This is a genomic window from Paenibacillus sonchi (genome assembly GCF_016772475.1).
In the GTDB taxonomy this organism is placed as follows: Bacteria; Bacillota; Bacilli; order Paenibacillales; family Paenibacillaceae; genus Paenibacillus_AQ; species Paenibacillus_AQ sonchi.
Genome location: NZ_CP068595.1, coordinates 4,509,997 through 4,533,133, shown reverse-complemented (window position 1 = coordinate 4,533,133; position 23,137 = coordinate 4,509,997). Strand labels below are relative to the sequence as shown.

Below are 23,137 nucleotides of genomic sequence, written 5' to 3'. Positions count from 1 at the left end.
TCAAAGGAGATTAGACTCATGGATAAGAAAACTATTTATTTTTTGTGTACAGGAAACTCCTGTCGGAGCCAGATGGCCGAAGGCTGGGCCAAAAAGTACTTAAGGGATGAATGGAATGTTTACAGTGCCGGTATAGAGGCTCACGGTCTGAATCCGAAAGCCGTTCAAGCGATGAGCGAAGTAGGCATTGATATCTCAGCCCAAACATCAGATATTATTGATCCGCAGCTTCTGAATAATTCTGATCTTGTCATTACATTGTGTGGAGATGCAGCAGATAAATGCCCAATTACCCCGCCTAAAGTGAAACGGGAACATTGGGGATTCGATGATCCGGCGAAAACCCTAGGAACGGATGAGGAAAAATGGGCTGTCTTCCAGCGGGTTCGTGATCAAGTGGGCGAGCGCATCAAACAGTTCGCTGAAACAGGAAAATAAAGAATAACAGCGGGGAGCATATAATGGCAAATTATCATGAACTGATCGAAGGTAAAGTGTACATTGGCGGTGAGAATGCACTACTTGAAGCCCTTCAAGAGCAGGAAATCTCAGATGTGTTTGACTTAAGAGATACTGGTACCAAAGCTGAGGGCTTTCCTGCCAAGGTAACCCGTCATCACTTTCCGATTGTAGAAGATGAAAGCGGCCAAGAAAGTTCGGTTCAAGCAGCAATCCGGGCAGTAACAGCAGCAGTAAATAGCGGAAAGACGGTTTATTTCCATTGCGCTGGAGGACGGAATCGAACAGGAACGGTCGCGACGGGTGTACTGCTTGAATTAGGCCTTGCTGCAACTGTAGATGAGGCTGAAGCCCTGGCTAAAGAAAAACGTCCAGATATCAACATCAAGCAGGATATGCGTGATGTGCTGAAGGGCTTTTATCCATCCAAATAAACTGGAACGTACTAACAAAAAGGCTATTTCCTATTGGAGATAGTCTTTTTGTTTAGTACGCCCAGTTGGGCGTCATCTCCAGGGTGAAAGTCCCGAACAGGAGCTGGCAAGTGTTTAGTCAAGGGCGAGTGTGTCCACTGCAGTTGGAAGTAAAGCAAGCCTGAGGAAAAGTACGGCCCGCGTTGCATGAATCCAATTGAAGTAAGTGTTAGACTGCCAATAGTCGCGGGAAATGTAAGAAGAGCCGCAGATGCTGCTCCTTTGGCTCTTCTTATCTAACTATCTATTTAATTTGTGTACACCTCATTGTCAGAACACCCGCTTCTGCTCCCGCTCATCAATAATAATCTGCACCGACTCCTTAAATCTTAACGCATGCACAATCTCCCGCTCCCGCAGGAACTTGAGGCTGTCCTGCAAATCCACATCATCGGTCATATCGATCAGCCACTGGTATGTAGCCCGGGCCTTTTCTTCGGCGGCGATGTCCTCATAGAGGTCAGCCAGCGGATCACCCTTGGCCTGGATATACGTTGCTGTCCAGGGTACACCTGCCGAATTCTGGTAGAATAGCGCATGGTCGCGCTGCGCATAGTGACAGTCGGCTTCTTTCATTCCGCTTGGATTCGAAATGACCAGCGAAATGTTCAAGGATCAAGCGCGTCAACCTAAGCCAACATTAGACAAATAGCAAGCGGAGGAGTTTAATATAACAAGGCTTGAACATTTAGAGAATATTGGTAATACATAAGAGAAAAAGATAATAATTATAAGTTAGAAAATTTATTAGGAGGTATAGGGATGGCAAGAGTGGTGGCACCATCAGGAGCGGGCATCGCAGCCTCTTATCAGGGTGTTCATTCTGGTGGTCTTCAAATCGACACGTTTTTTATTGGGGATGATGGCGCTCTATATGTTGCTTGGGTGTTTGGCACGGGTACTTGGAATCGACCAGTAGGCATTAGCAGGCCGAATATCGCACCGCCAGGCGCGAGGGTTGCGGTTGGATGGCGAGGCGGCATTCCATTGGCGGTATATCCAGGCGCGGAGGGCGGAACGGATGCTGTATACTATACGTCTCAAGTTAATGTCTTTTTCATCGGAACGGATGGTGCTCTCTATGTCGCCTCGGTGATCGGTCTCGGTACATGGAACGAACCGGTCCGTGTAAGCCCTCCGAATATCGCACCGCCGGGCGGAAGCGTGGCAATAGGTTATCAGACTTCCGGACAGTTGGACGTCTTCTTTTTTGACAACAATGGTGTACTCAATGTTGCATGGGCAAGCACGTCCGGCATAAGCGCCCAAGATTGGAAGGGACCCGTCGGTATTAGTCCACGGAATACTGCGCCACCGGGAGCAAAACTCGCTACTGGCGGTCAGGGGTCCAACCAGTTAGATGTGGTGTATTTTGGAAATAACGGTGCGCTCCATGTTTCTTGGGTGGTCGGCTTCGGTACGTGGCAAGGTCCTGTCGGTATTAGTCCACCGGATATTGCGCCGCCAGGGGCTGGTGTCAGCACCGCAAAACAGACAAGAGATCAATTGAATGTCTTTTTTATAGGGAAGAATGGCGCACTCAATGTTGCCTGGGTGGTCGGCGGCGGTACGTGGCAAGGGCCCGTCGGTATTAGTCCGCCGAATATTGCACCACCAGGCGGGAACGTTATCTCGGCACCACAGACCAGCAATCAGTTGGACGCGCTCTTTATAGGTAATAACGGCGCGCTTCATGTTTCTTGGGTGGTCGGCGTCGGTACGTGGCAAGGTCCTGTTGGTATTAGTCCACCGGATATTGCGCCGCCGGGAGCACCCCTGGCTTGGATCTTTCAAACAAATACACAGCTCGATGTATTCGTGAACGGACGTGAGCGCTGGGTATTTTGGACGGGGCCGAATAAATGGGAAAGTTTCGCTCTGCCAAATTAACGCGAAGTAGCGTTCTTCCGGATTCGAACGATCCTTTTCAGGGGCTTATTCAGGTTGGTAAGGAACTTCAAATTGTCATTCGAAAACTGGATGGGGTCTATTTCGAAAACAACCGATTGATGTATTTACGCTAACGGAAAACAATAGTTTAAAACCAAAACGACAGCAGTCGGTAAGCAAGCGCCTGCTGTCGTTTTGATTTATAGAGGGTCAATATTTTCCTGCCTACATCGGGAATAAAGTCAATATTTCGAGGGGGAACGTAGGAATCCGTATCAAACCAGCGGGATTCTACGCGATAGCCAATCATAAAGGACCCTATGAAACTATGCCGGAGACACATGAGAGAAAACAGGACTGTAATATATCCCTATCTACTTTGCCCCTGGTGACAGCTACGCTGGTAATGCCCCTGTACGGATTGATGGACGGTCAAATAAAGCCCTGTTGAACTAGCCAGAGCCAGATTGTATGTAACTCGTGGGGAAGAAGAGCCGCGGATGTACAACCCAGCGGCCCTTTTTAACAACTATCTATCTATTTACTTCCGTCTCTACATCTTGTCAAAACACTTTTTTCTGATCCCTATCCTCAATAATAATCTGCACCGACTCCTTAAATCTTAGCGCATGCACAATCTCCCGCTCCCGCAGAAACTTCAGGCTGTCCTGCAGGTCTACGTCATCGGTCATGTCGATCAGCCACTGGTATGTAGCCCGGGCCTTTTCTTCGGCGGCGATGTCCTCATAGAGGTCAGCCAGCGGATCACCCTTGGCCTGGATATACGTTGCTGTCCAGGGTACACCTGCCGAATTCTGGTAGAACAGCGCATGGTCGCGCTGCGCATAGTTCGGGCCGAGTCCGGCGGCTTCAAGTTCACTAATTGATGCATCTTTTGTTAATTTATATATCATTGTAGCAATCATTTCCAAATGAGCGAATTCTTCAGTTGAAATATCCGTCAGCACGCCTATGACTTTATCCGGAATGGCATACCGCTGATTCATATACCGCAGCGCGGCTGCCAGCTCCCCGTCCGCTCCTCCGTACTGCTCTGTCAGATAACGCGCCATCCGCACATCGCATTTGCTGACACGCACCGGATACTGCAGTTTTTTCTCATATATCCACATTCGGGAATGATCCCTCCTAAAGGTTTTGTAAGTGTAAGCATCCGTGAATCAGCTTCGTCTAAAACTTCATTTGCATACATGCCCGCTAGACCTGCCAAGGCCAAGGAGTCTGGTTCCATTCCCATGGACATTTCGAATAGGCGCGGCCGAAGTTCTGCAGCGGACCGTACAGCTCCTGGAACTGATTTGCCAGCCGGGTACGTTCCTGGGTCAGCTGGTTGAACTGCTCTATAGCTTTAAGGTCCTCAAGATGAGTATTCAGATACAAATTCAGTTCCACCAGCGCAAAATCCAGAACCTGGAGCTGTTCCAGCATCTCATAGTAACGGGGCTCGCAAGGATTTGCTTCCATGGACTACTTGCCTCCTTTACTCTTGGATTCATAAGGGCTGAAAAGCGCAGGCCACAGCGTACCTGCCCTCAAAGCCTCGGGCAGCGAAAACTGCGGCCAATTAGGCGGCTGAAAATTGATAAATTGGTTCGGCGGGACAACATACGTCTTGAACGGCACCGGCGGGCATGGATCGAACGGGCCCCTGTACGGTATCCATACACGTTCCTGGGAATTCATGCTTTTTCCTCCTCTGGTTTACTTGCAGCCTTTTAACGGAGTAAACACAGTATTTTGTAATCATTCTATGTTCCCCGCCTGGTCAGTAGACCAAGGAATCTCATCTCCCCCAGTCACCCATATCAGAAAAAATCATAAATTTCCTGAACACAAAAAAACGCCCCAAGAACCGCTAAACCGGCCCTTGGGGTACTCTGCCCACTACGCTCTACTTTATTTTGCCACGCGCTCTACAGTTCTTTCCTATTCCAGCTAACCTGTTCACCATCTATCCGTATATCCAGCCTGCGGTTCCCGCAGCATAATATATGTTGCTCATTTTTTTGGAAAAGTAGAAATAAATCATCGTGACCACACCCACAATAACCGCCGTCGCAAAACCGACCGCACTTCCGTAGCCGAGCTGCTGCTGGGTCTGCACTTCCGGTGAAATCGGGAACAGCAGCTTGAACAGGATACAGATACATAACTTCGGTCTTGCTGTACGGTCCGCCTTGGGTCAATACCATAATGCTCTCGTAGCCCTTGAGTGAAATCGTAATTGCCAGCATGATGATCATCTGCATGACCGGACCCAGCAGCGGAATGGTGATGCTCCACAGCTTACAGGTTTCACTTGCTCCGTCTATGGACGCAGCTTCGTACAGATCCTCCGGTATGCCCTGCAGTCCAGCCAGGAAGAGCAGCATATAGTTTGCCGACAGCTCCCCAGATAGCAATCATAATGGTCGTCAGCATTGCATATTTAGGTCCCAGCCAGCTTACCGGCTCACTCACCAGATGATATTTCAGCAGGAACTGGTTCAGCACCCCGTTATAGGAATTAAAAATAATGAAGAATACGATGGACATCACTGATGCGCTGAACACTGTAGGCAGATAATAAATGCCCCGGAGCAGCGTGCGCCCCCTGATTTTCCGGTTCAGAATGAATGCGAAGATCAGCGACAGCGGAATCGTAACTACCAATTTTCCCGCCGCGTAAATCCCGGTATTGAGCACTGAATTCCAGAATTCATGATCCCTCATCAGACGTATATAAGAGGGAAGAACTTCGGCGAGATAGGCGTATCAACTTTATCATGTACGGTAATATTACTTTGATTCCTAAATGAAAAGGGATACATTTCTTTTCTCATGAATCTGACGTCATGAAACATAACGTTAAATCCTCTTTGAAGTCTGTCGGCATAAGAACGAACCGGATGCTCTCTGTCCAGTGAAGGACGGTGCAGCCGGTTTGGATTTCATTCCAGCATTAATTTGCCCCAGCACCCATACATCAATTGCATTTCGAATGCGTAATGTAAGAACATCTAAAAAATAAAATACAGGCGCCATTTCTGGCGCCTGTCTCTCCCTACCAAGGTGTTTCCGTTTTGTGTTCAATCATTTGCAATACTTTGGGTTCAACAGCCTGTTTCAATTGTTCCAGCGTATGATCGTCAACAGCAGCTCCACCATTCGGATCGTCTTGGATTTGTTTTTTTGCCTGCGTAGTTGCGATTATGTCCACGACTTGTTGTTTGGAAATCTTTTTAGATGCAGCGATCTCGACGACAGATGCCCCCTTCGCCAATTCTTGTTTCAAGTCTTCTGGACTCATGTCAAGTAAAGCAAAGAGCTTTTCATCGTTTAAAAAGTTATCCGCATAATAGTCAGGCTTGCCGTTTGTCGTGAAAAAGCCTTCCACGGATGGAGCCGGGCCGCCTCCGATCAGAGAAACGCTGATCGTATTCCCTTGAACGGACGCCTGATAAAACGGCGTGGTTGATCCCTTTTCAGTGTAGTTCAATATAAGTGTTTTTTGGTCCGGTCTCTGCATCGGCTCCATGCTAAATTCGTACTTACTGGAGCTACCGTACAGTTTGTTAATGAGATCATCTACTTTCGATTTGATTTCTTGATCGGTTAAGGAGATGACCGGTTTCTCCTGAGGCTCCCAATTCTCTTGGTTCACATGTTCGATTTTACCCGTGGCGTCCAAATCAAGCCGGATCTTTTTGCCGTGAGCTCCCTTTTCCTGCAGCACGATGCTTGTTTGAATGGCTTTCCCCTGACTTGCATTCGCGGGGTCTCCTCCAAGCCGGCTGGCGTCGATGATTTCAAACGACTTGGTTTCCGGATAAGAGTGATACAACTTTTCAAGCGCTGCTTGGCCAACCGCATCCATCTTGACTTGTTTGGCTGTCATCGGTGTTCTCGTAATCATTTCAATCAGGGGAGGGGCCGCGAGGGCTGCGGTTGGAATCATAATTACTGCAGCAACGATGCTGCCGATCAATCGTTTTTTCATTGTTTTTTTGCTCCTTTTCTGTTGTACGTATTGAGAATAAGATTGTTCGATTCGTTTGGAAACAGCCGGGGGACATTCCATCGTCTCTGCCTTTTGGTGCAGGTATTCGCTGATTTGACCTTCAATAGGCATTGTTCTCTTCCTTCCTTTCCAACGGGAGATTTCCCAATTGTTTTCGAAGCAGCTGCAGGCCGGCATGATATCTGGACTTGACTGTACCCAGCGGAATATTGAGTAATGTCGCAATCTCCTCCAGCTTATAGTCGTGATAAAAGCGGAGGATGATCACCGTTCGCTGTTTATCGGTCAGCTTGTGCATGGCCCTCGATATCTCGGGGTCTGTCCCATCCGTCCTCAACGTGGGCTGATCCCAATGATGCTCTTGCCGGGAAAAGACACGGATACGTTCGAAAATTCGGAATCTCCTCCAGCTTTTCACCCGGAACCTTTGCACTTGTCGGATGACCAAGCCGTGCAGCCAGAAGTGGAAAGGACGATTCGGATCGTAGTTGGGAAGCGAGGTCCACATTTGCATATAGATCTCATTCATAATATCTTCGCGATCCTGCGGATGATCCACCAGAAAAGAGACGGTCCGGTATATATCCTTATAGGTGGCATCATACAACGCATGAAACGCCTGCTGATCTCCTTCGATCATTTTTGTGAGCACGTGGTACATAGATTCACTTTGCATTCAGAGGGCCCTCCTGAGTAAGCAGCTTACACCCTATATTGTCGCTCGATGGAAAAAAGGTTCGTTTTTTTTATTTTCGGTTGGGGGCCTATGGATTGCGGGAAGGTGAGCAGGCGCTCTTGGAATAAGGATTTCTGGAAGCTGGCTTCGCGCGTTGTGAGTACCTCTGCGGACAAGCTGTGCTCCCTTCACGGCATATTTGCGGCTGTTGTGGACAGGAAAGCCGTTATTTGGGCGGATTCGCCCATTCCACAGGCCAAACAGACTGAGGTGCTTTTATTTGGGCGTTTTCCCTTTATTCGAGGCTCCATCGAACGATATAACGACTCCTGAGTCCGTAACTTCTGAAAAAGTAAGGTTTTTGGCAAAATAAGGGCTTCTCTGTCCGCTTCATTCCGCAGGCAGAGTCCCTTCCTCCCGCACCCCTTCTATCCTCTGAAGCTTCGAAAATATGCACATGGTTTGGTATTGACTAATTACCTGCACAACTAAATACTTGCACAAAAAGGCTGTCCAAATCATCGTGTGACTTGGACAGCCTTTGGCATACCATATCAAAACAAAATCAAATGCAGAACGCGTACAATCAGAATGCTTATGCACACAGGTACATTAAAGCAGCCGGGACGTTCGCCTACTTCGCGCCGTCCTCATCTTCACCGGCTTCATCCTCTTCGGATACCAGGGGCGTTTCACGGTGGATGTTGATTCGGGTGATCCGCAGACGCGTGGCTTCCTCCACCTCGAAGGTAACATCACCGACGACTACCCGCTTGCCTTTGGACGGATTGCCCTCCAGCTCCTTGAAGAGCCAGCCTCCGATGGAGTCGACCTCGTCGTCCTCAATCACTACGCCGGTAAGGTCGTTCACATCTTCAATCAGCATGCGGCCTTCGACGGAGATATAATCGCCGTTGCGTTCCACGCTTGGACGTTCATCCTCGAATTCGTCATGCAGGTCCCCTACGATTTCCTCAAGGATCTCCTCGGCAGTGAGCAGCCCCGCAGTCCCGCCATATTCATCTACAACGAGTGTAAGCTGGGCCTTGTTCTTCTGCATCAGCCGCAGCGCATGGCTGATCTCTATGGATTCCGGCACATTGAGGATAGGCCGGACCAGCGATGCCAGATCGTTCTGCTGCTCCAGCGGCGCAAACAGCAGATCGGTGATATGAATGAAGCCGATAATCCGGTCCTTGTCCTCAAAAGCCACCGGATAACGGGAATGCTTCGTCTCCGTAATAATCCGCATATTTTCTTCCAGAGAAAGATTGCTGTATAACACATCCATATCTGTACGCGGAAGCATGACCTCGCGGGCCAGCAGATCAGAGAATTCAAAGATGTTGTCCATCAGCTTCATCTCATCCTTGTCAATGACACCGCTCTTGGCACTTTGGTTCATGAGAATGCGGATTTCTTCTTCCGAGTGGGCGGCTTCGGCTTCACTGGCCGGCTCTACTCCCACCAGCCTCAGGAGCGCATTGGCCGATGCGTTCAGCACCCAGATAAACGGCAGAAACACATTATAAAAGAACATCAGCGGCGCCGACAGCAGCAGCGCGGAGCCTTCCGTTTTTTGGATAGCCAGGGATTTCGGCGCAAGCTCACCCAGCACAATATGTAAAAAGGTAATGATCGAAAAACCTACAACTACGGATACCGTGGAGATCAGCGTATGATCGGTAACCCCAATCTGGACCATCAGCGGCTCCACCAGCAGTTCGGAAATGGCCGGTTCCCCGACCCAGCCCAGCCCCAGCGAGGCAAGCGTAATCCCGAACTGGGTCGCCGACAGATAGGCATCCAGCTTCTTGTTGACCTTCAGCGCATATCCGGCCATCTTGTTTCCTTCGCTGACGAGCTGCGTCAGACGCGACTGCCTCACCTTTACGAGCGAGAACTCCGCTGCCACAAAGATGCCGTTCAACAATACGAGCACCAGAACCAGTAAAAGATTGAGCAGCAATCTCCCCACTTCAAATTCCGTATGCACTATAACAACGCCCCATTTCTACAGAGTGATCGCTTTTCTTGTTTTGAAATCAACCTTCGGATAATACATATCGGCTACGAGAAGATTGGGACCACAGCAGCCGGCTTCATCACAGTGGCAATTCACCTTCTGATTGAGCGGATGCTTCAGCTGCCACTCGGTAAAAATATCATCCAGCTTGCCGCTGCCAATGTTGCCAAAGGCGGATATATCGGCAAAATCCGTCACAAACACGTCTCCTGTGAACATATTGACATTCACACGGTTTCTGCCGTCCGGATCGTTGCGCAGGGTTACATTTCTTTCCTCCCGCAATCTGCGGAGAAGCTTCTGGTCTTCTTCCAGAAAGCTGCAGGAAAAGAAAGGAAGCGTACCGAACAGCATCCACATGTCTGGATCACGGTGGTCCAGCAGGTCATGGATCGCTGCTCCCATTTCCTTCAGGGACAGTACAGGGAGCTTGGAAGCAAAGCTGGAAGCATACATCGGATGCACCTCATGCCGCCGGGCCCCCATGTCCCCGATTAGCTTATGGATGGCCGGCAGCTTTTTATGCGTCCGGTAATTGATCATCGATTCCGCAGAAATCAGCATCCCGTCACTGCTTAAGCGGCGGGAATTTTCCAGCATCGTGTCATACAGCCGGTAAGCCGCTTCCTTTGACACCGGGTGGCCGCTGTTCGCAAAGCCGACCTCATGAAAGTCATCTCCATTTACGTAGTTGAAGGAGATATGCATGACATCCAAATAGGGCAGCAGCTGCTCATACCGGGAATAAGGCATGGTCAGGTTGGAATTAATCTGCGACCGGATGCCCCGCTCACGGGCATATTTGAGCAGCGGCACAATTGTTTTTTCGACCGTACCGGCCCGGAACATCGGCTCGCCGCCCGTAATGCTGATGGTCTGCAGATGTTCAACCTCTTCCAGGCGGTCCAGCATAGTTTTAAGCGGCAGCATGTCTCCTTCTTTAGTGGTCAGGCTGTCGCCGACCGCACAATGCTCACAGCGCATGTTGCACAGATTGGTAACCGTCATCTCGACGCTGGTCAGCACATGACGCCCGTGCTTGCGCAATGAAGTGATCGGGTCCCAAGGATCATAGCTTGGCGACAGCTCTCTTATTGGTGTTGAGGATGGCTCTAATATACTCATTTTCGTGGTGCTCCTTCGATACGTATTCCTATTATTAACCCAAAATAAATGAAAAAGAACGGTGACTTAACCTATATCATACCACGACTGGGCAAAAAACTGCACTTTGGCAGCCCTCTGCCCCTCTTTTTGCGGAAAATAGTTCCAATAGAGGAGGAAAATCAAAAAAAAGCGGGAGAGCAACGGAGCTGCGCAATAATGCGTTTGCCCGTTACCCAGCCTCGCTTCGAACCGGAAGTCACATCGTTTTTACCACAGCTCCGTCTTCATCCGTCACATCCACAATCACTACAGAAAGCTTGCTGCCCAGATCAAGCTCAAAGGGAACCACGGGCTCACCGTCAGGGTCGTGCAGCACACGCACAACCGGCCTGTGCGGGATGGTCGGGTCAATTTTGACCACCACTCCGCTCTCACCGGTGCTAAGCTTGACGGTCAGACCCAGCGGATAGATCGCCACACGGTCCCGGAACAGCTCCAAATGCTTCTGCTCATACAGCGTTCCTGAACCTACATACAACGCTTCTACTGCCTGATGCGGCAGCATGGCCTTCTTATAGATCCGGTTCGAGGTCATGGCATCATAGGAATCCGCAACCCCCAGCCATTTGGCATATTCATGAATCTGCGGCCCTTTCAGCCCGCGCGGATAACCCGAACCATCGATGCGCTCATGATGCTGCAGTGCACAGTGTGCCGCGAGCAGCGGGATATTCGGCTCATCCTTGAGAATCCGGTAGCCGATCTCGGTATGGGCCTGCATGTGACGGAACTCCTCTTCGCTGAGCATACCGGGCTTCTGAATGATTTTGACAGGAATCTGCGTTTTGCCTATATCATGCAGGAGTGCGCCCATGCCGATGACCCGCAGCTCTTCCCTGCTGTAACCATGGGCAATTCCGAGCACTAGCGTATACAGACAGACATTCAGGGAGTGAACATACAGGTAGTTGTCGGCCGTGTGCATATCAAGCAGCATAATCATAGGATCTTCTTGTGTGGCCAGATCATCCAGAATGGAATCCATCACCTTCGAAAATTTTTTGTCCAGATGATAAAAACCCTTGGTAATGCCGGAAGCGCCTGACATCTGCTGAAACTGGCTCCGGACCACCTTGAGCGCCTGATTGCGCGTCTCGTCCTGCAGCATGCCCGTAATCTCAACATCCTCCGTGACGGAATCTTCTATGTAGATATAGCCGATGTCGATCTTGGCCAGCCGCTTGATCAGCGCATCCGTTAGCTCTACTCCATCCGCGAGCAGAACCAGCCCTTCATCATTATATATTTTTTTACCCAGCTTCATTCCCGCCTGAAGCCGATTCACGGATACTAGACGCACCTTGGTTCACTCCTGCCTTTAACGGTAAATTGCTATATTGTTCCAAAATCCCCAGTTGACACTCTCTGTATATACCGTTACCTTGAGCGATTAGTCAAGAGCCTATAGATTAACGCATAATAAACAACCAGAACACCGCAGCCAGAATAAAGCGGTAAATCGCGAAATGGGTCGGCCGGATCTTCTGGATCAGCTTCATGAACGCAACCACCACCAGATAGGCGACAATAAATGAAATGACAAATCCGACCGCAAAATCCATAATCGTATCTTTGGTGAAATACTGATAGGAATCAAGCAGCTCATAACCGGATGCCGCACACATAATCGGAATGGCAATCAGGAACGAGAAATCCGCCGAAGCCTTGTAGCTGACCCCGCTCAGCATACCGCCGGAGATGGTCGAGCCGGACCGGGAGAATCCCGGCCACAGCACGGAAATAATCTGGTAGAGGCCGATAGCCAGCGCCTGTCCGTACGATAAGTCATCCAGCTCATGCGCGGTAATCCGGATCTTCCGTCTGTTCACCCATTCTGCCACGATCATCAGCACCCCGCCGGCGACAAGCGCCCAGAGCACGGTGGAAGCTCCAAAGAGTCCTTTAATGAAATCACGGGCGAAAAAAGCCACTGCCAGCGCCGGTACTATCCCAAGAATGACATGAATCAGATTCAGCCTGGAGGCCGGCACCACCCCGCCTCTGCCTGTGCGGCTGCGTCCGATCCCCAGCAGGTTCAGAATCCGCTGGCGGTACACCAGGGCAATGGCCAGAATGGCCCCAAGCTGGATGACAATCTCATAGGTCTTCATAATCGGCGACTGCTCGTCAAAGCCCAGCAGCTTAGTGGTTAGAATCATGTGCCCCGTGGATGATACCGGGATAAATTCAGTTATTCCTTCTACAATTGCCAGAATTATTGCTGTAATCGTGTCCATATAATCCTCCTGATATTGAAAAAATGAAAATGAAATTATCGCAGTTAGTCAGACCCGTTCTCCCAGCGGAGAGCTGCACATTCATCCAGGCTTCCCGGTCTTTGCAGCTCCATCCGCAGCAGATCCCGCAGAAAATGAGGCAGGAGATACAGCGGCTCGGTTCCATCCGCAAGACTCTCATACCCTATCCGGAAAGTGAACATATCCAGTGTTCCGACAGAATAGACAGCCTTGTCATCCAGCGGCTCCCCGCCGACAAAAACGGCGATACCGTTACCGTTATCATAAGGCAAGACCCCTGGATCGTACAGGATTTTTAATCCATCGACGGCCAGGCTGCCCAGCACCTTCCCCCGGAAGCCGTAGCCAAAAATTGCCTTATTGTAGAAAGCTTCCGTCCTGCTCTGCTCAAGCGCCTTGCGGATGTCCTCCCCTTTAAGCCGGATAATGCAGGCATTAACCGGAGAAGGGCACAGCGCATGCAGCATCCCGGCCGTAATGGTGCCCTGCGGCAGCGGTCCAAGCAGTTGTCCGCTGTTGACCAGGGATATTGGAGTTCCTGTGAAGCGGCGGACAGCCTGCGCCAGCAGATTGCCAAAAGGAGACTCCCCTTCTGTATCCAGGGAAAGCTCCCGGTCTGTGATGGCTACAGTTTCGTTAAGAACCTCGCGCCCATGCTGCAAATGCAGCGCCGCCGCAGGCGCGAGCACATCCTCGGTTAGCGAAGGATCAACCGTGAAGCAGCGGCCGCTCACCAGCTCGAAGGCTGACCCGGCGTGAGCCCGCTCAAAAATAAGCCGTCCGACATAACGGCCGAATTTACCGGCCCCGCAGACAGCCGTTCCGTTGATCATCTGCGGGGTCTCCAGCATATGGTGCGTGTGGCCGCCCAGAATGGCATGAACCCCCTGAAGCTGCTCTGCCAGCCGCTGATCCGCCGGAAGCCCCAGATGGGAAAGGATAATCAGGAGATCCACTTGCGGAGCCAGCAGCTCACATTGTTCACGCAGTGCTTCTTCCGGGTCCAGCGCTTCCCAGCCCAGCAGCCCGTAGAACGAGGCGAAGGCTGCAGTAGCCCCGGTAATGCCTATCTTGATGCCATCCTTCTCCAGAATAACATGGCGCTTCATCCAGCCGGGCGCCTCTCCGGTTGCACTCTCCAGGATGTTGCAGCATACCACCGGACATTGAAGCCCTGCATACAAGGCAGAAAGAATCTCCCGGGTGAAGGTCAGCCCTTCATTATTGCCAATCGTAATTGCATCATAGCCGGTCAGGTTGATCATATCGATGTTGGCCTGTCCCATAGTGCCTTCAGTCTCTACTGCCGCCCGGTCCATATGGTCGCCAATATCCAGCAGCAGCACGGGCTCTTCGCCGGCCGCCGCCTTCAGGTTGGCGATTTCTGCAGCAATGGGGCTCATCATTTCAAAGTGGCTATGTATATCATTCGTATGAATTAGGGTCAATCTTTGCAATGCTCGCTCCATATGCTTGTCTTCCCTCCCACCTGTAAAGCCGTTTTATTTTAAGCGGCAGGCATGTAATCTTACAGTGCCTAGCATAACATTTTCAGGCTCAATATGGTATATTGGAATCATTATTGAAAGTTACATATCCTATACATTCCGAGGTGAATCAAGCATGCACGTGACAATTCGTCTGTTCGCCGGCCTGGCAGAGGTGATCGGTTCCTCCTCACTGGCCTTTCACTCCCATGAGTCTCCGCTTACTGCGGGAAGATTGAAGGAGCTGCTCTCTGCGTCCTATCCGGAAGCCGCTCCGCAGATTAAGGTATCCTTAGTTGCCATTGACCATGAGTATGCACCGGACGACTCCGTCATATCCGAAGCTTCCGAGGTTGCGCTGATTCCTCCCGTCTCCGGAGGAGAGCCGGATGCAGAGGAGCAGGAAACACCGGACGGAAGGTTCAGCATCACGGATCAGCCCTTGAACGGGGAGGCCCTGCTGGATAAAGTGCTGGATGTAAATCATGGCGCTTCCCTGCTGTTCGTCGGCACAACCCGGGAAATGACCGGCACCCAGCGCACAACCGCGCTGCATTATGAAGCCTATGTCCCCATGGCCCTCGCCAAGCTGGAGGAAATCGGCAGGGAGGTCGGGGAGCGGTGGAACGCCCGCTGCGCTATTGCCCATCGTACCGGACTCGTGTCCCTCAAGGAAGCAAGTGTAATGATCGCAGTGTCTGCGGCCCACCGTGACATCTGTTATGAAGCCAGCCGGTATGCCATCGAGAAACTGAAGGCCTCCGTACCTGTATGGAAAAAAGACATCAACGACTCTGGAGAACAGTGGCTGGGGGCTGATCCCCAGGCTAAGGATTACCCCAGCCTGTGAGCTTTGCCCGTTCACATTACAAACCATTGAATAATTCCTGCTTTGTTGCTATGCTGGAAAAAATCGCTAATGTAAGGTGGCATAGTCATTGAGAGTACACGTAACGGATCTGAAACCGGGTGATTACCTGAAGGTGGATACCTTTAGCTCAAAAGGGCTGCATGTATTACCCAAAGGATCACAGCTTCGAATCGAAGAGATCGCTAAGCTGATGCAGCACGGAGTAGATTATGTTGATATCGAAGCCATCCAGGAGGAACCTGCGCCTTCCAGCAGATCTTCCGTCATTCAGTCCGCTTCCAGAAATTTCGATACCATGATTGACGGGTTTGAATCGGTATATATGGAAGCGTTGACGAAGGGCAGCTTCAACCAGTCCGTTGTGGATGACATTCTTCAGCCCTCGCTGGAGTCCTTGGACAAACACAAGGATGTGGTTTCATTACTGCTTCTGCTTGACCGGGAGGATAATTATACATACAATCATTCCCTGCAAGTGGGCATGCTTTCTTATTATATAGCAACCTGGCTTGGATATTCCAAGAAGGAGTGTTACGAAATTGGCCGGGCCGGCTATTTGATTGATATCGGCAAATGCCGGATTTCCCCGGAGCTTCTGAACAAACCGGGCAAACTCACTGCCGCCGAATATGACGAAGTGAAACTACATACGATTTATGGCTATGAAATTATCCGCAATTCCATGGATGACCCCTACACCGCCCTGGTGGCCCTTCAGCATCATGAACGTGAAGACGGTTCCGGGTACCCGCATAACCTGACCAAAGATGATATACACCCCTATTCCCAGATTGCTGCCGTGGCCGACATTTACAGCGCCATGACCTCTGCGCGGATCTATCAATCCAAGCAGGAGTTGATCTCCGTACTGCGTGAGATTAACACACTCAGCTTCGGCAAGCTGAACGGCAAGCCGGTACAGGCCTTCATCCAGCATCTGATGCCCAATTTTATTGGAAAACGGGTGCTGCTCAGTACTGGTGACATGGGCGTGATTATCATGAACAATCCGCTGGACGTCTTCCGGCCGCTCGTACAGATTGAAGGCAAATTTCTGGATCTGGCCCGTGAACGCACGATTGCGGTGGTCGAAATTTATATGGAGTAGGGGCAGTTTCGATCCCACAATAAGAAAAACAGGAGCATCCCTCACTGTAGGTTTGGGATGCTCCTGAACATCAAGACATCATATTGAAGCGAAGTGATCCGCAAAAGATCATTTTCAGAATTCAGTGCAAATGAGGTTTTCAACAGGAAATGTTGAAATCTATTGCTCAAATTACAGCAGAATGTGATCCTTCGCAAAATGAGGCGAATTCTGTTGCAGAAAGTGCAATCACACGGGCAATCCGCCCACAGCAAATCTGCCCTCAGCGCTCCAGCCTACAAGCTCAGCCTATTGAGCTGCTGCTTCCAGCGGCGGGCCATTCAAGCAAAAGCGGCCCCGCCGTCCTTATAATGCAGAGTACCGTCCATGCGGCCCCCTACAGCTCCGCGCCGTTGCTGGCGATGACTTTTTTGTACCAGTGAAAGGAGTCCTTCTTCGAACGGTTCAAGGTTCCGTTGCCGTCATCATCCAGATCCACATAGATGAAGCCGTAACGCTTGGACATTTCGGAAGTGGACATGCTCACCAGGTCAATCGGTCCCCAGCTTGTGTAGCCGATCAGCTCTACACCGTCAAGGATCGCTTCCTTCATCTGGGCGATGTGCTGGCGGAGATAGTCGATACGGTAGCTGTCATGGATAGAACCGTCAGCCTCTACTTTGTCATACGCGCCGAGGCCATTTTCCACAATAAACAAAGGTTTCCGGTAACGGTCATACATCGTATTCAGCATAATTCTTAGCCCGACCGGGTCAATCTGCCAGCCCCATTCCGAAGCCTTCAGATACGGATTTTTCACACCGCCGAACAGGTTGCCCTGCGCCCGCTCCCCTTCCGGACTGGCCGATACGGTCAGCGTCATATAATAGCTGAATGCTACATAATCCACAGTGTGGAGCTTCAGGATCTCATCGTCACCGGGTTCTTTGTGGAGAACGATATTGTTTTCGGCGAAGTAGCGGTCCATGTATTTAGGGTATTCTCCCCGGGCATGCACATCCGTAAAATACAGATTCATCTGGTTCTCATGCTGGTTAAGCCTTACATCCTCGGGATTGCAGGTATTCGCGTAGCTCTCCATCCGGGCCAGCATGCAGCCCATTTGCGATCCCGGGATGATCTCATGCAGCAGCTTAGTGGCCAGAGCGCTCGCCACGAATTGGTGGTGAAGCGCCTGATAGATCGTCTGCAGCTTGTTCTCCGCCCGGTCAATGACAACGCCGCCTCCGGTGAACGGACTCAGGGTCATCATGTTGATCTCATTAAAGGTAATCCAGTACTTCACCTTATCCTGGTAACGCCGGAACACCGTTTCCGCATAACGGGTGTAACATGCAATGACTTCGCGTGAGGCCCAGCCGTTATATTTCTGCGTCAGGCCCAGCGGTGTCTCGTAATGGGCGAGCGTCACCAGCGGCTCAATGCCGTATTTATGCAGCTCGTCAAATACATTGTCATAGAATTTCAAGCCCGCTTCATTCGGCTCGGCATCATCGCCATTCGGAAAGATCCGCGCCCAGTTGATTGACAAGCGGAACACCTTGAACCCCATCTCGGCAAAAAGAGCAATGTCCTCTTTGTACCGGTGATAGAAATCCACCCCTTCCCGTTTTGGAAACCGTGCCTTAAATTCCCCGGACAAAATCTGCTCGATCCGCCCGGACGTAATCTCAATCGTATGGTCATTGCTGCGCTCCGCCTTAGGCACATAAGCGACCATATCCGCACTGGACAAGCCCTTGCCATCTGCATCGAATGCGCCTTCCAGCTGATTCGCGGCGGTTGCCCCGCCCCATAGAAAATTCTCCGGAAATCCTTTTTTCGCATCAGTCATAATTACGCTCCCTCTCTTCCAATCTTCTTATTGTCCCTTAAGACTCTAGTGTATTAGTGTTAGCAAAAGCTCGCCATTACTTATTTCCGTATCGCCGCCAGCAAGCGTAATGATCTGTTTGGACAAGTCCTTGCTGCTCATATTGTTTGCTCCTTTGAAAGGATTATGTTGGGATGACCTTATGATCGTTGGTTTTGCCTGCCTAACCAGTAACACCTTGATAGATGATCGTTAGTTTGCACCAAAAAAGCCTGAGTTGATCCCAATATCATTAACAAAATGATACTCGAATCAGCTTAGGTTTTGCATCCGGGTTTGGAAGCCATTTTCAATGGCCAAGCTGATAACATTACAAAACGTTCAGGAGGGAAAACATGCTGGGCATCCATCAGCGGCTTGCGGAGCTGTACATGTTAAGCTGTCAGCGGGCGCTGACAAGCGATGAAGAAACCGAGCAGCGGCATTGTCTGCAGGCAAACGCCATGTACTGCTGGGAAATGGCACGGCTGAACAACGAGGCAAGGCTGGCCGCAGATACGGATGATGCCCAGTGGCAGCAAGAGATCAGCGCGCAGATGTACGAAGTCCGCGTGACCGGCAGAGCGGGCAGGCGGCGCAAGTAACCGCAGACTCAGCAGCGGCTGTGCTACAATGAGTTAATCTTCAAGTCAGTCAGCTCCTAAGGAGGAAGCAGCATGATTAAAGGAATATTGGAAACCCATATCAATGTCAGCGACTACGCCAAGTCCGCCCAATTTTACGAAAAACTGCCCGGCGTTCTGCCTTTATATGAAGACACTGCGCGGAAATCATAATTCTATTGGGTGGGCAAGCCCGGTGAATCCATGCTGGGTATCCGGGAGAAATTATCCAACCCCACTCGTGCATCGGCAGCATTATACGTTTAGAATAATACTGCTGATTCGGATTAACCGGCGCTAACTGCATTTCATACCACTAAAAAGCAGATTCCCGCCGCTGTCTCAGCTTTAGTTGCACTTCGTACACTTAAAAACCTGTCATCTTAGAAAATGAGAGCAATTCGCCATTTTTAATTGTACGAAATACAGTTGTCTCCACAATTATGTAATCTTGCGCCATTCTAATTGCAGTAAATACAGTTATCTGCCCATTAGAGGTCAAGGACTGATATTTCTTAATTCAATGTACTCATTAAAATAAAGCAGCCCCTTCCACACTTGAACGTGCCGGAAAGGGCTGCTGCTGTTTTAGGCTACAAGAAGCGAAATTGTGCTTCGATCAAGCCGTTATAGATGCCATCATGCGCCGTAAGCTCGGCATGGGTTCCTTCTTCCTTGATCTCTCCGTGATCAAGAACGACAATCTTATCCGCATGGCGGATGGTTGACAACCGGTGGGCGACAATGAAGGAGGTCCGGCCCTGGAGCAGAATCTTAAGCGCCTCCTGAATCTTGATCTCTGTCTCGGTGTCAATGCTTGCTGTCGCCTCATCCAGGATCAGAATCCGCGGATTGGCCAGCAGCGCCCGGGCAAAGGACAGCAATTGGCGCTGTCCCATAGAGAGCGCACTGCCGCGTTCCTCGACCTCAGTCTCGTAGCCTCCGGGCAGCTTGCTGATGAATTCATGCGCATCCACGGCTTTGGCTGCCTCCTCAACCTCCTGATCCGTAGCATCCAGCCGCCCGAAGCGGATGTTGTCCCGGATCGTCCCCGAGAAAATAAAAGTATCCTGCAGCACAATCCCGATCTGCTCGCGCAGGCTCTGCAGCGTAACCTCGCGTGTGTCTTGGCCGTCGATGGTGATGCTGCCGCTCTTGATATCATAGAACCGGCCGATCAGGTTAATGATTGTGCTTTTGCCGGAGCCGGTATGCCCGACAAGTGCAATCGACTGGCCGGCCTTGACGTCAAGATCAATACCCTTCAGCGCGGCCCGCCCTTTTTCATATTCGAAGACGACCTTATTAAATTTAATGTCGCCCTTAATCTTCGGCAGCGGTGTTGCCCCAGGGTTATCTTGTACAGCAGGCTGCTCATCCAGATATTCAAAGATCCGTTCCGAAGAAGCCATCGCCACCAGCAGCTGGTTATACATCTGCCCGAGCCGGTTGATCGGGTCCCAGAAATTGCTGACATAAGAGCTGAACGCCACCAGGAACCCTACCGTGAGGTCACCGGTCTGGATCAGATAAGCCCCAAACCAGAACAGAATCATCGTGCCGAAGCCGCCTGTAATTTCGATAATCGGGCCAAACGCCTGGTTCATCGCCGAAGCCTTGTTCCAGGATTTCCGGCTGTCCATGTTCATGGCGTCGAAATAGTTCATATTTTCCTTCTCCTGGGTATACGCCTGAGTGACCCGGATCCCTTGAATCGACTCATTCAGATGGGAGTTGATCCGCGAGTTCTTCATCCGCACATCCTGCCAGGCTATCCGGATCTTCTGGCGCAGCTTCGTGGAGACAAAAAACATAATGGGTACCGTAATCATCACTGCAAGCCCCAGCTTCCAGTTGATCAGCAGCAGAATCACCATGATTCCGAGCAGCTGCACGCAGTCGATCATCAAGTTGACGACGCCGTTCGTGAACAGGTCCTGCAGGGAGTTGATATCATTGGTAACCCGCACCAGCACTGAACCCGCCGGACGTTTATCAAAAAAGTTGAAAGAAAGCTTTTGAATATGCCGGAACAGGTCTGAGCGCAGATCATAGATCACCCGCTGTCCGATGACATTCGTATATTTGATCCGGTAGACCCCGGCAATCCATTGGATCAGATAAAGCACAATCACAATAGCAGTCAGTGTATACAGCAGGGTCAGGCTGGGATTTCCCGACTTGGGGGCAATCGCCTTGTCAATGGCCATACTCGTCAGGTAAGGGACGGTCAGCTTCGTAGCGGTGCCGAGGATCATCATGACCAGCACCAGCGGCAGCATCTGCCGTGCGTAAGGCTTCATATAACTGAACAGCCGGGTGAACTGTTTCCAGTCAAACGCCTTGTCGATGACATCATCGTCCTTGTATACGAACCGTTCCTCCAGCGTCTGCTCCTGGGCCGTACTTTGCTTTATTTTTGCGGTATTCCCTTGGTTCGCTTCCAGCTTCATGCCGGATCACCTGCCCCTCTTCCATTGTCCCTGGCGAGATAATCGGCGTACTGAATCCGGTAGACATCCTGGTATGGGCCCGGAACCTCAATCAGCTCCTGGTGGGTGCCCTGCTGAACCATGTTCCCCTCGTTCATAACGATAATCTGATCAGCATGCCGCAGCGAGGAAATCCGGTGGGCAATAATCAGGGTAGTCCGCCCGCGCATAACCTCCTGGAACCCGGCCTGGATCTCATGCTCTGTCTCCATATCGACGGCACTGGTTGCATCATCGAGAATAAGAATCCGCGGATTCTTCAGGAGCGCCCTGGCAATGGCTATGCGCTGCTTCTGGCCGCCCGATAGCCCCATCCCCCGCTCGCCAACCACCGTATCATACCCTTCGGGCATTTCCATAATGAAATCATGGGCTTTGGCGAGCTTGGCAGCGCGGATGATCTCCTCCATGCCCACATTTTTCAGGCCGTACGAAATATTATTGCGGATGGAAGAGGAAAATAGGAACGTTTCCTGGAACACCGTGGCAATCTGCGACCGCAGGCTGCGTACATTATATTCACGGATATCCACACCATCCAGCCGGATACTGCCTTTATTCACATCATAAGCCCGCATCATCAACTGAATAATTGTCGACTTCCCGGAGCCGGTCCCGCCGAGGAACCCAATGACCGCCCCCGGCGGGGCACTGAAATGAATATCCTTGACCGCAGGCATTTTGTTGCCGTAGGCAAACGTCACATGATCAAAAACAACCTCACCCTTCACTTCAGCAGCCACAAGCTCACGGGCATTCTCTTTATCCTTCACATCGATGTGCTGGTTAAGCACTTCAAGCACGCGTTCTCCGGAAGCTTTGGATTGCGTATAGTTGTTGATATGGAAGCCAAGACCCCATACAGGGCCGATAATATACCAGATTAAGCTGAAAAAGGCTACAAGCTCACCAAGCGACATATGCCCCTTGATTACCAGCGTTCCGCCAACCCCGAGCAAGATGGCCACACTGACCGAAGCCAGAAGCTCCATCACCGGGAAAAACTTGCTCCACAGCTCTGCGGCAAAAATCTGATTATCCTTATAGCGTTCATTACGGTGCGAGAACTTCTCTACCTCGTAAGCCTCCCTGGCAAACGATTTGACGGTCCGCACACCGGTGACATTCTCCTGGACAGCCGTTGTAAGAGAGCTCAGCGCAAGCCGCATCTCCTGAAAGGCCGGATGAATTTTGGATTCGAACCGGAAGGCGACCGCAGCCAGAAACGGCATGGTGATCAGCGTAATCAGTGTAAGCTGCCAATTGATCGTGAACATCATAATGGAGCCGAACAACACCATAAAAAACACATTCAGCAGTTGGGCAAATCCGAAACCGATGAACAGCCGGATCGCCTCAAGGTCCCCGGTCAGCCGGGACATCAGGTCACCTGTCTTCGCGGTATCATAATAGCGGAAAGACAGGAATTGCAGCTTCTCATAGCAGGCATTGCGCAGCCGGTAGGCCAGAAAGTTGCCCAGCCGTCCACCAAAAAATCCATGGGCGAACTGCAGACAGGCTTTGACGAACACTACCGCCAATACACTGATCGCAAGTACGGGCACCTCAGTAAACTTCAGGGGAACAATAACCTCATCAATCAAACGTCTTAACAAATTGGGGGTAATAAGCCCCACTGCAGTTGCGGCAGCCAAACAAAAAATCGACAGAATCAGATAATGCAGCTTCTCCCGATAAAAGCCCCGCAGTTGCCTGAGAACATCCATATCTCTC

At 50.7% G+C, this 23,137-nt stretch carries 21 protein-coding genes and 2 pseudogenes; 8 read left to right on the top strand and 15 right to left on the bottom strand.

Going from position 1 to position 23,137, the window contains the following annotated elements:
• Nucleotides 1-18 precede the first annotated feature (18 nt).
• Together arsC and JI735_RS20005 are read left to right on the top strand one after the other, a co-directional pair.
• A complete protein-coding gene (gene arsC / locus JI735_RS20010) occupies nt 19-438 on the top strand; it encodes an arsenate reductase (thioredoxin) (RefSeq protein WP_039835948.1) in 420 nt (139 codons plus the stop codon).
• 23 nt (nt 439-461) lie between these two features.
• On the top strand, nt 462-893 hold the full coding sequence (locus JI735_RS20005) for a protein-tyrosine phosphatase family protein (protein WP_039835947.1): 432 nt from the start codon (nt 462-464) through the stop codon (nt 891-893).
• Between the two features lie 309 nt (nt 894-1,202).
• On the opposite strand, the pseudogene JI735_RS20000 reads toward JI735_RS20005, so the two are convergent.
• Nucleotides 1,203-1,490 (bottom strand): annotated as a pseudogene (locus tag JI735_RS20000) (manganese catalase family protein); the annotation flags it as partial.
• Between the two features lie 204 nt (nt 1,491-1,694).
• On the opposite strand from JI735_RS20000, the gene JI735_RS19995 reads away from it, so the two are divergent.
• Nucleotides 1,695-2,822, top strand: coding sequence for a beta propeller lectin (locus tag JI735_RS19995; protein ID WP_051051865.1), 1,128 nt, complete (start codon nt 1,695-1,697; stop codon nt 2,820-2,822).
• Nucleotides 2,823-3,385: 563 nt separating this feature from the next.
• On the opposite strand, the gene JI735_RS19990 is transcribed toward JI735_RS19995, so the two are convergent.
• From JI735_RS19990 to JI735_RS19965, 6 genes and pseudogenes are all read right to left on the bottom strand, one after another.
• Nucleotides 3,386-3,955 carry a manganese catalase family protein gene (locus JI735_RS19990; RefSeq protein WP_039835946.1) on the bottom strand — a complete coding sequence of 190 codons (570 nt, stop codon included), beginning with the start codon at nt 3,953-3,955 and terminating at the stop codon, nt 3,386-3,388.
• A gap of 85 nt (nt 3,956-4,040) precedes the next feature.
• The gene (locus tag JI735_RS19985) at nt 4,041-4,307 is read right to left on the bottom strand and encodes a spore coat protein CotJB (protein ID WP_039835945.1); all 267 of its coding nucleotides are present in this window, start codon (nt 4,305-4,307) and stop codon (nt 4,041-4,043) included.
• Between the two features lie 3 nt (nt 4,308-4,310).
• Nucleotides 4,311-4,526, bottom strand: coding sequence for a spore coat associated protein CotJA (locus JI735_RS19980; protein WP_039835944.1), 216 nt, complete (start codon nt 4,524-4,526; stop codon nt 4,311-4,313).
• Nucleotides 4,527-4,794: 268 nt separating this feature from the next.
• A pseudogene (locus tag JI735_RS19975) lies at nt 4,795-5,561 on the bottom strand (carbohydrate ABC transporter permease); the annotation flags it as partial.
• 325 nt (nt 5,562-5,886) lie between these two features.
• Complete coding sequence (locus JI735_RS19970) at nt 5,887-6,954, bottom strand: hypothetical protein (protein ID WP_202676351.1); 1,068 nt, start codon at nt 6,952-6,954, stop codon at nt 5,887-5,889.
• Nucleotides 6,944-7,519, bottom strand: coding sequence for a sigma-70 family RNA polymerase sigma factor (locus JI735_RS19965; RefSeq protein ID WP_202676350.1), 576 nt, complete (start codon nt 7,517-7,519; stop codon nt 6,944-6,946). Before JI735_RS19965 ends, JI735_RS19970 begins: the two co-directional genes overlap by 11 nt.
• A gap of 105 nt (nt 7,520-7,624) precedes the next feature.
• Between JI735_RS19965 and JI735_RS19960 the strand changes: the two genes are divergently transcribed.
• Nucleotides 7,625-7,852 (top strand): hypothetical protein, encoded by a 228-nt coding sequence (locus tag JI735_RS19960; protein WP_157771281.1) that lies wholly within the window; start codon nt 7,625-7,627, stop codon nt 7,850-7,852.
• A 301-nt stretch (nt 7,853-8,153) separates the two neighbouring features.
• Here the strand turns inward: JI735_RS19960 and JI735_RS19955 are convergent, their stop codons facing one another.
• The 5 genes from JI735_RS19955 to JI735_RS19935 form a co-directional block, all read right to left on the bottom strand.
• Entirely contained in the window at nt 8,154-9,515 is a 1,362-nt protein-coding gene (locus JI735_RS19955; RefSeq protein ID WP_039833792.1) for a hemolysin family protein, read from the bottom strand.
• Nucleotides 9,516-9,533: 18 nt separating this feature from the next.
• Nucleotides 9,534-10,670: a radical SAM/CxCxxxxC motif protein YfkAB gene (gene yfkAB, locus JI735_RS19950; RefSeq protein ID WP_039833793.1), complete on the bottom strand. Its 1,137-nt coding sequence runs from the start codon at nt 10,668-10,670 to the stop codon at nt 9,534-9,536.
• 238 nt (nt 10,671-10,908) lie between these two features.
• Nucleotides 10,909-12,012 (bottom strand): HD-GYP domain-containing protein, encoded by a 1,104-nt coding sequence (locus JI735_RS19945; protein WP_020426728.1) that lies wholly within the window; start codon nt 12,010-12,012, stop codon nt 10,909-10,911.
• A 109-nt stretch (nt 12,013-12,121) separates the two neighbouring features.
• Nucleotides 12,122-12,949 (bottom strand): undecaprenyl-diphosphate phosphatase, encoded by an 828-nt coding sequence (locus tag JI735_RS19940; protein ID WP_039833794.1) that lies wholly within the window; start codon nt 12,947-12,949, stop codon nt 12,122-12,124.
• Between the two features lie 44 nt (nt 12,950-12,993).
• Nucleotides 12,994-14,439, bottom strand: a complete 1,446-nt coding sequence (locus JI735_RS19935; protein ID WP_202676349.1) for a bifunctional metallophosphatase/5'-nucleotidase — start codon at nt 14,437-14,439, stop codon at nt 12,994-12,996.
• Nucleotides 14,440-14,593: 154 nt separating this feature from the next.
• Between JI735_RS19935 and JI735_RS19930 the strand changes: the two genes are divergently transcribed.
• Both JI735_RS19930 and JI735_RS19925 read left to right on the top strand, forming a co-directional pair.
• The gene (locus tag JI735_RS19930) at nt 14,594-15,307 is read left to right on the top strand and encodes a molybdenum cofactor biosynthesis protein (RefSeq protein ID WP_202676348.1); all 714 of its coding nucleotides are present in this window, start codon (nt 14,594-14,596) and stop codon (nt 15,305-15,307) included.
• An 88-nt stretch (nt 15,308-15,395) separates the two neighbouring features.
• Complete coding sequence (locus JI735_RS19925) at nt 15,396-16,436, top strand: HD-GYP domain-containing protein (protein WP_039833797.1); 1,041 nt, start codon at nt 15,396-15,398, stop codon at nt 16,434-16,436.
• Between the two features lie 376 nt (nt 16,437-16,812).
• Here the strand turns inward: JI735_RS19925 and JI735_RS19920 are convergent, their stop codons facing one another.
• Nucleotides 16,813-18,270, bottom strand: coding sequence for a glycoside hydrolase family 1 protein (locus tag JI735_RS19920; RefSeq protein ID WP_039833798.1), 1,458 nt, complete (start codon nt 18,268-18,270; stop codon nt 16,813-16,815).
• 374 nt (nt 18,271-18,644) lie between these two features.
• Here JI735_RS19920 and JI735_RS19915 point away from each other — a divergent pair, with 374 nt between their 5' ends.
• Complete coding sequence (locus JI735_RS19915; RefSeq protein ID WP_039833799.1) at nt 18,645-18,893, top strand: DUF7667 family protein; 249 nt, start codon at nt 18,645-18,647, stop codon at nt 18,891-18,893.
• A gap of 72 nt (nt 18,894-18,965) precedes the next feature.
• Nucleotides 18,966-19,085 (top strand): VOC family protein, encoded by a 120-nt coding sequence (locus JI735_RS37940; RefSeq protein ID WP_411829936.1) that lies wholly within the window; start codon nt 18,966-18,968, stop codon nt 19,083-19,085.
• A 419-nt stretch (nt 19,086-19,504) separates the two neighbouring features.
• Here JI735_RS37940 and JI735_RS19910 read toward each other — a convergent pair whose 3' ends face one another.
• Nucleotides 19,505-21,364, bottom strand: a complete 1,860-nt coding sequence (locus JI735_RS19910) for an ABC transporter ATP-binding protein (RefSeq protein ID WP_039833800.1) — start codon at nt 21,362-21,364, stop codon at nt 19,505-19,507.
• Nucleotides 21,361-23,130, bottom strand: a complete 1,770-nt coding sequence (locus JI735_RS19905; protein WP_039833801.1) for an ABC transporter ATP-binding protein — start codon at nt 23,128-23,130, stop codon at nt 21,361-21,363. Before JI735_RS19905 ends, JI735_RS19910 begins: the two co-directional genes overlap by 4 nt.
• Nucleotides 23,131-23,137: the final 7 nt, after the last annotated feature.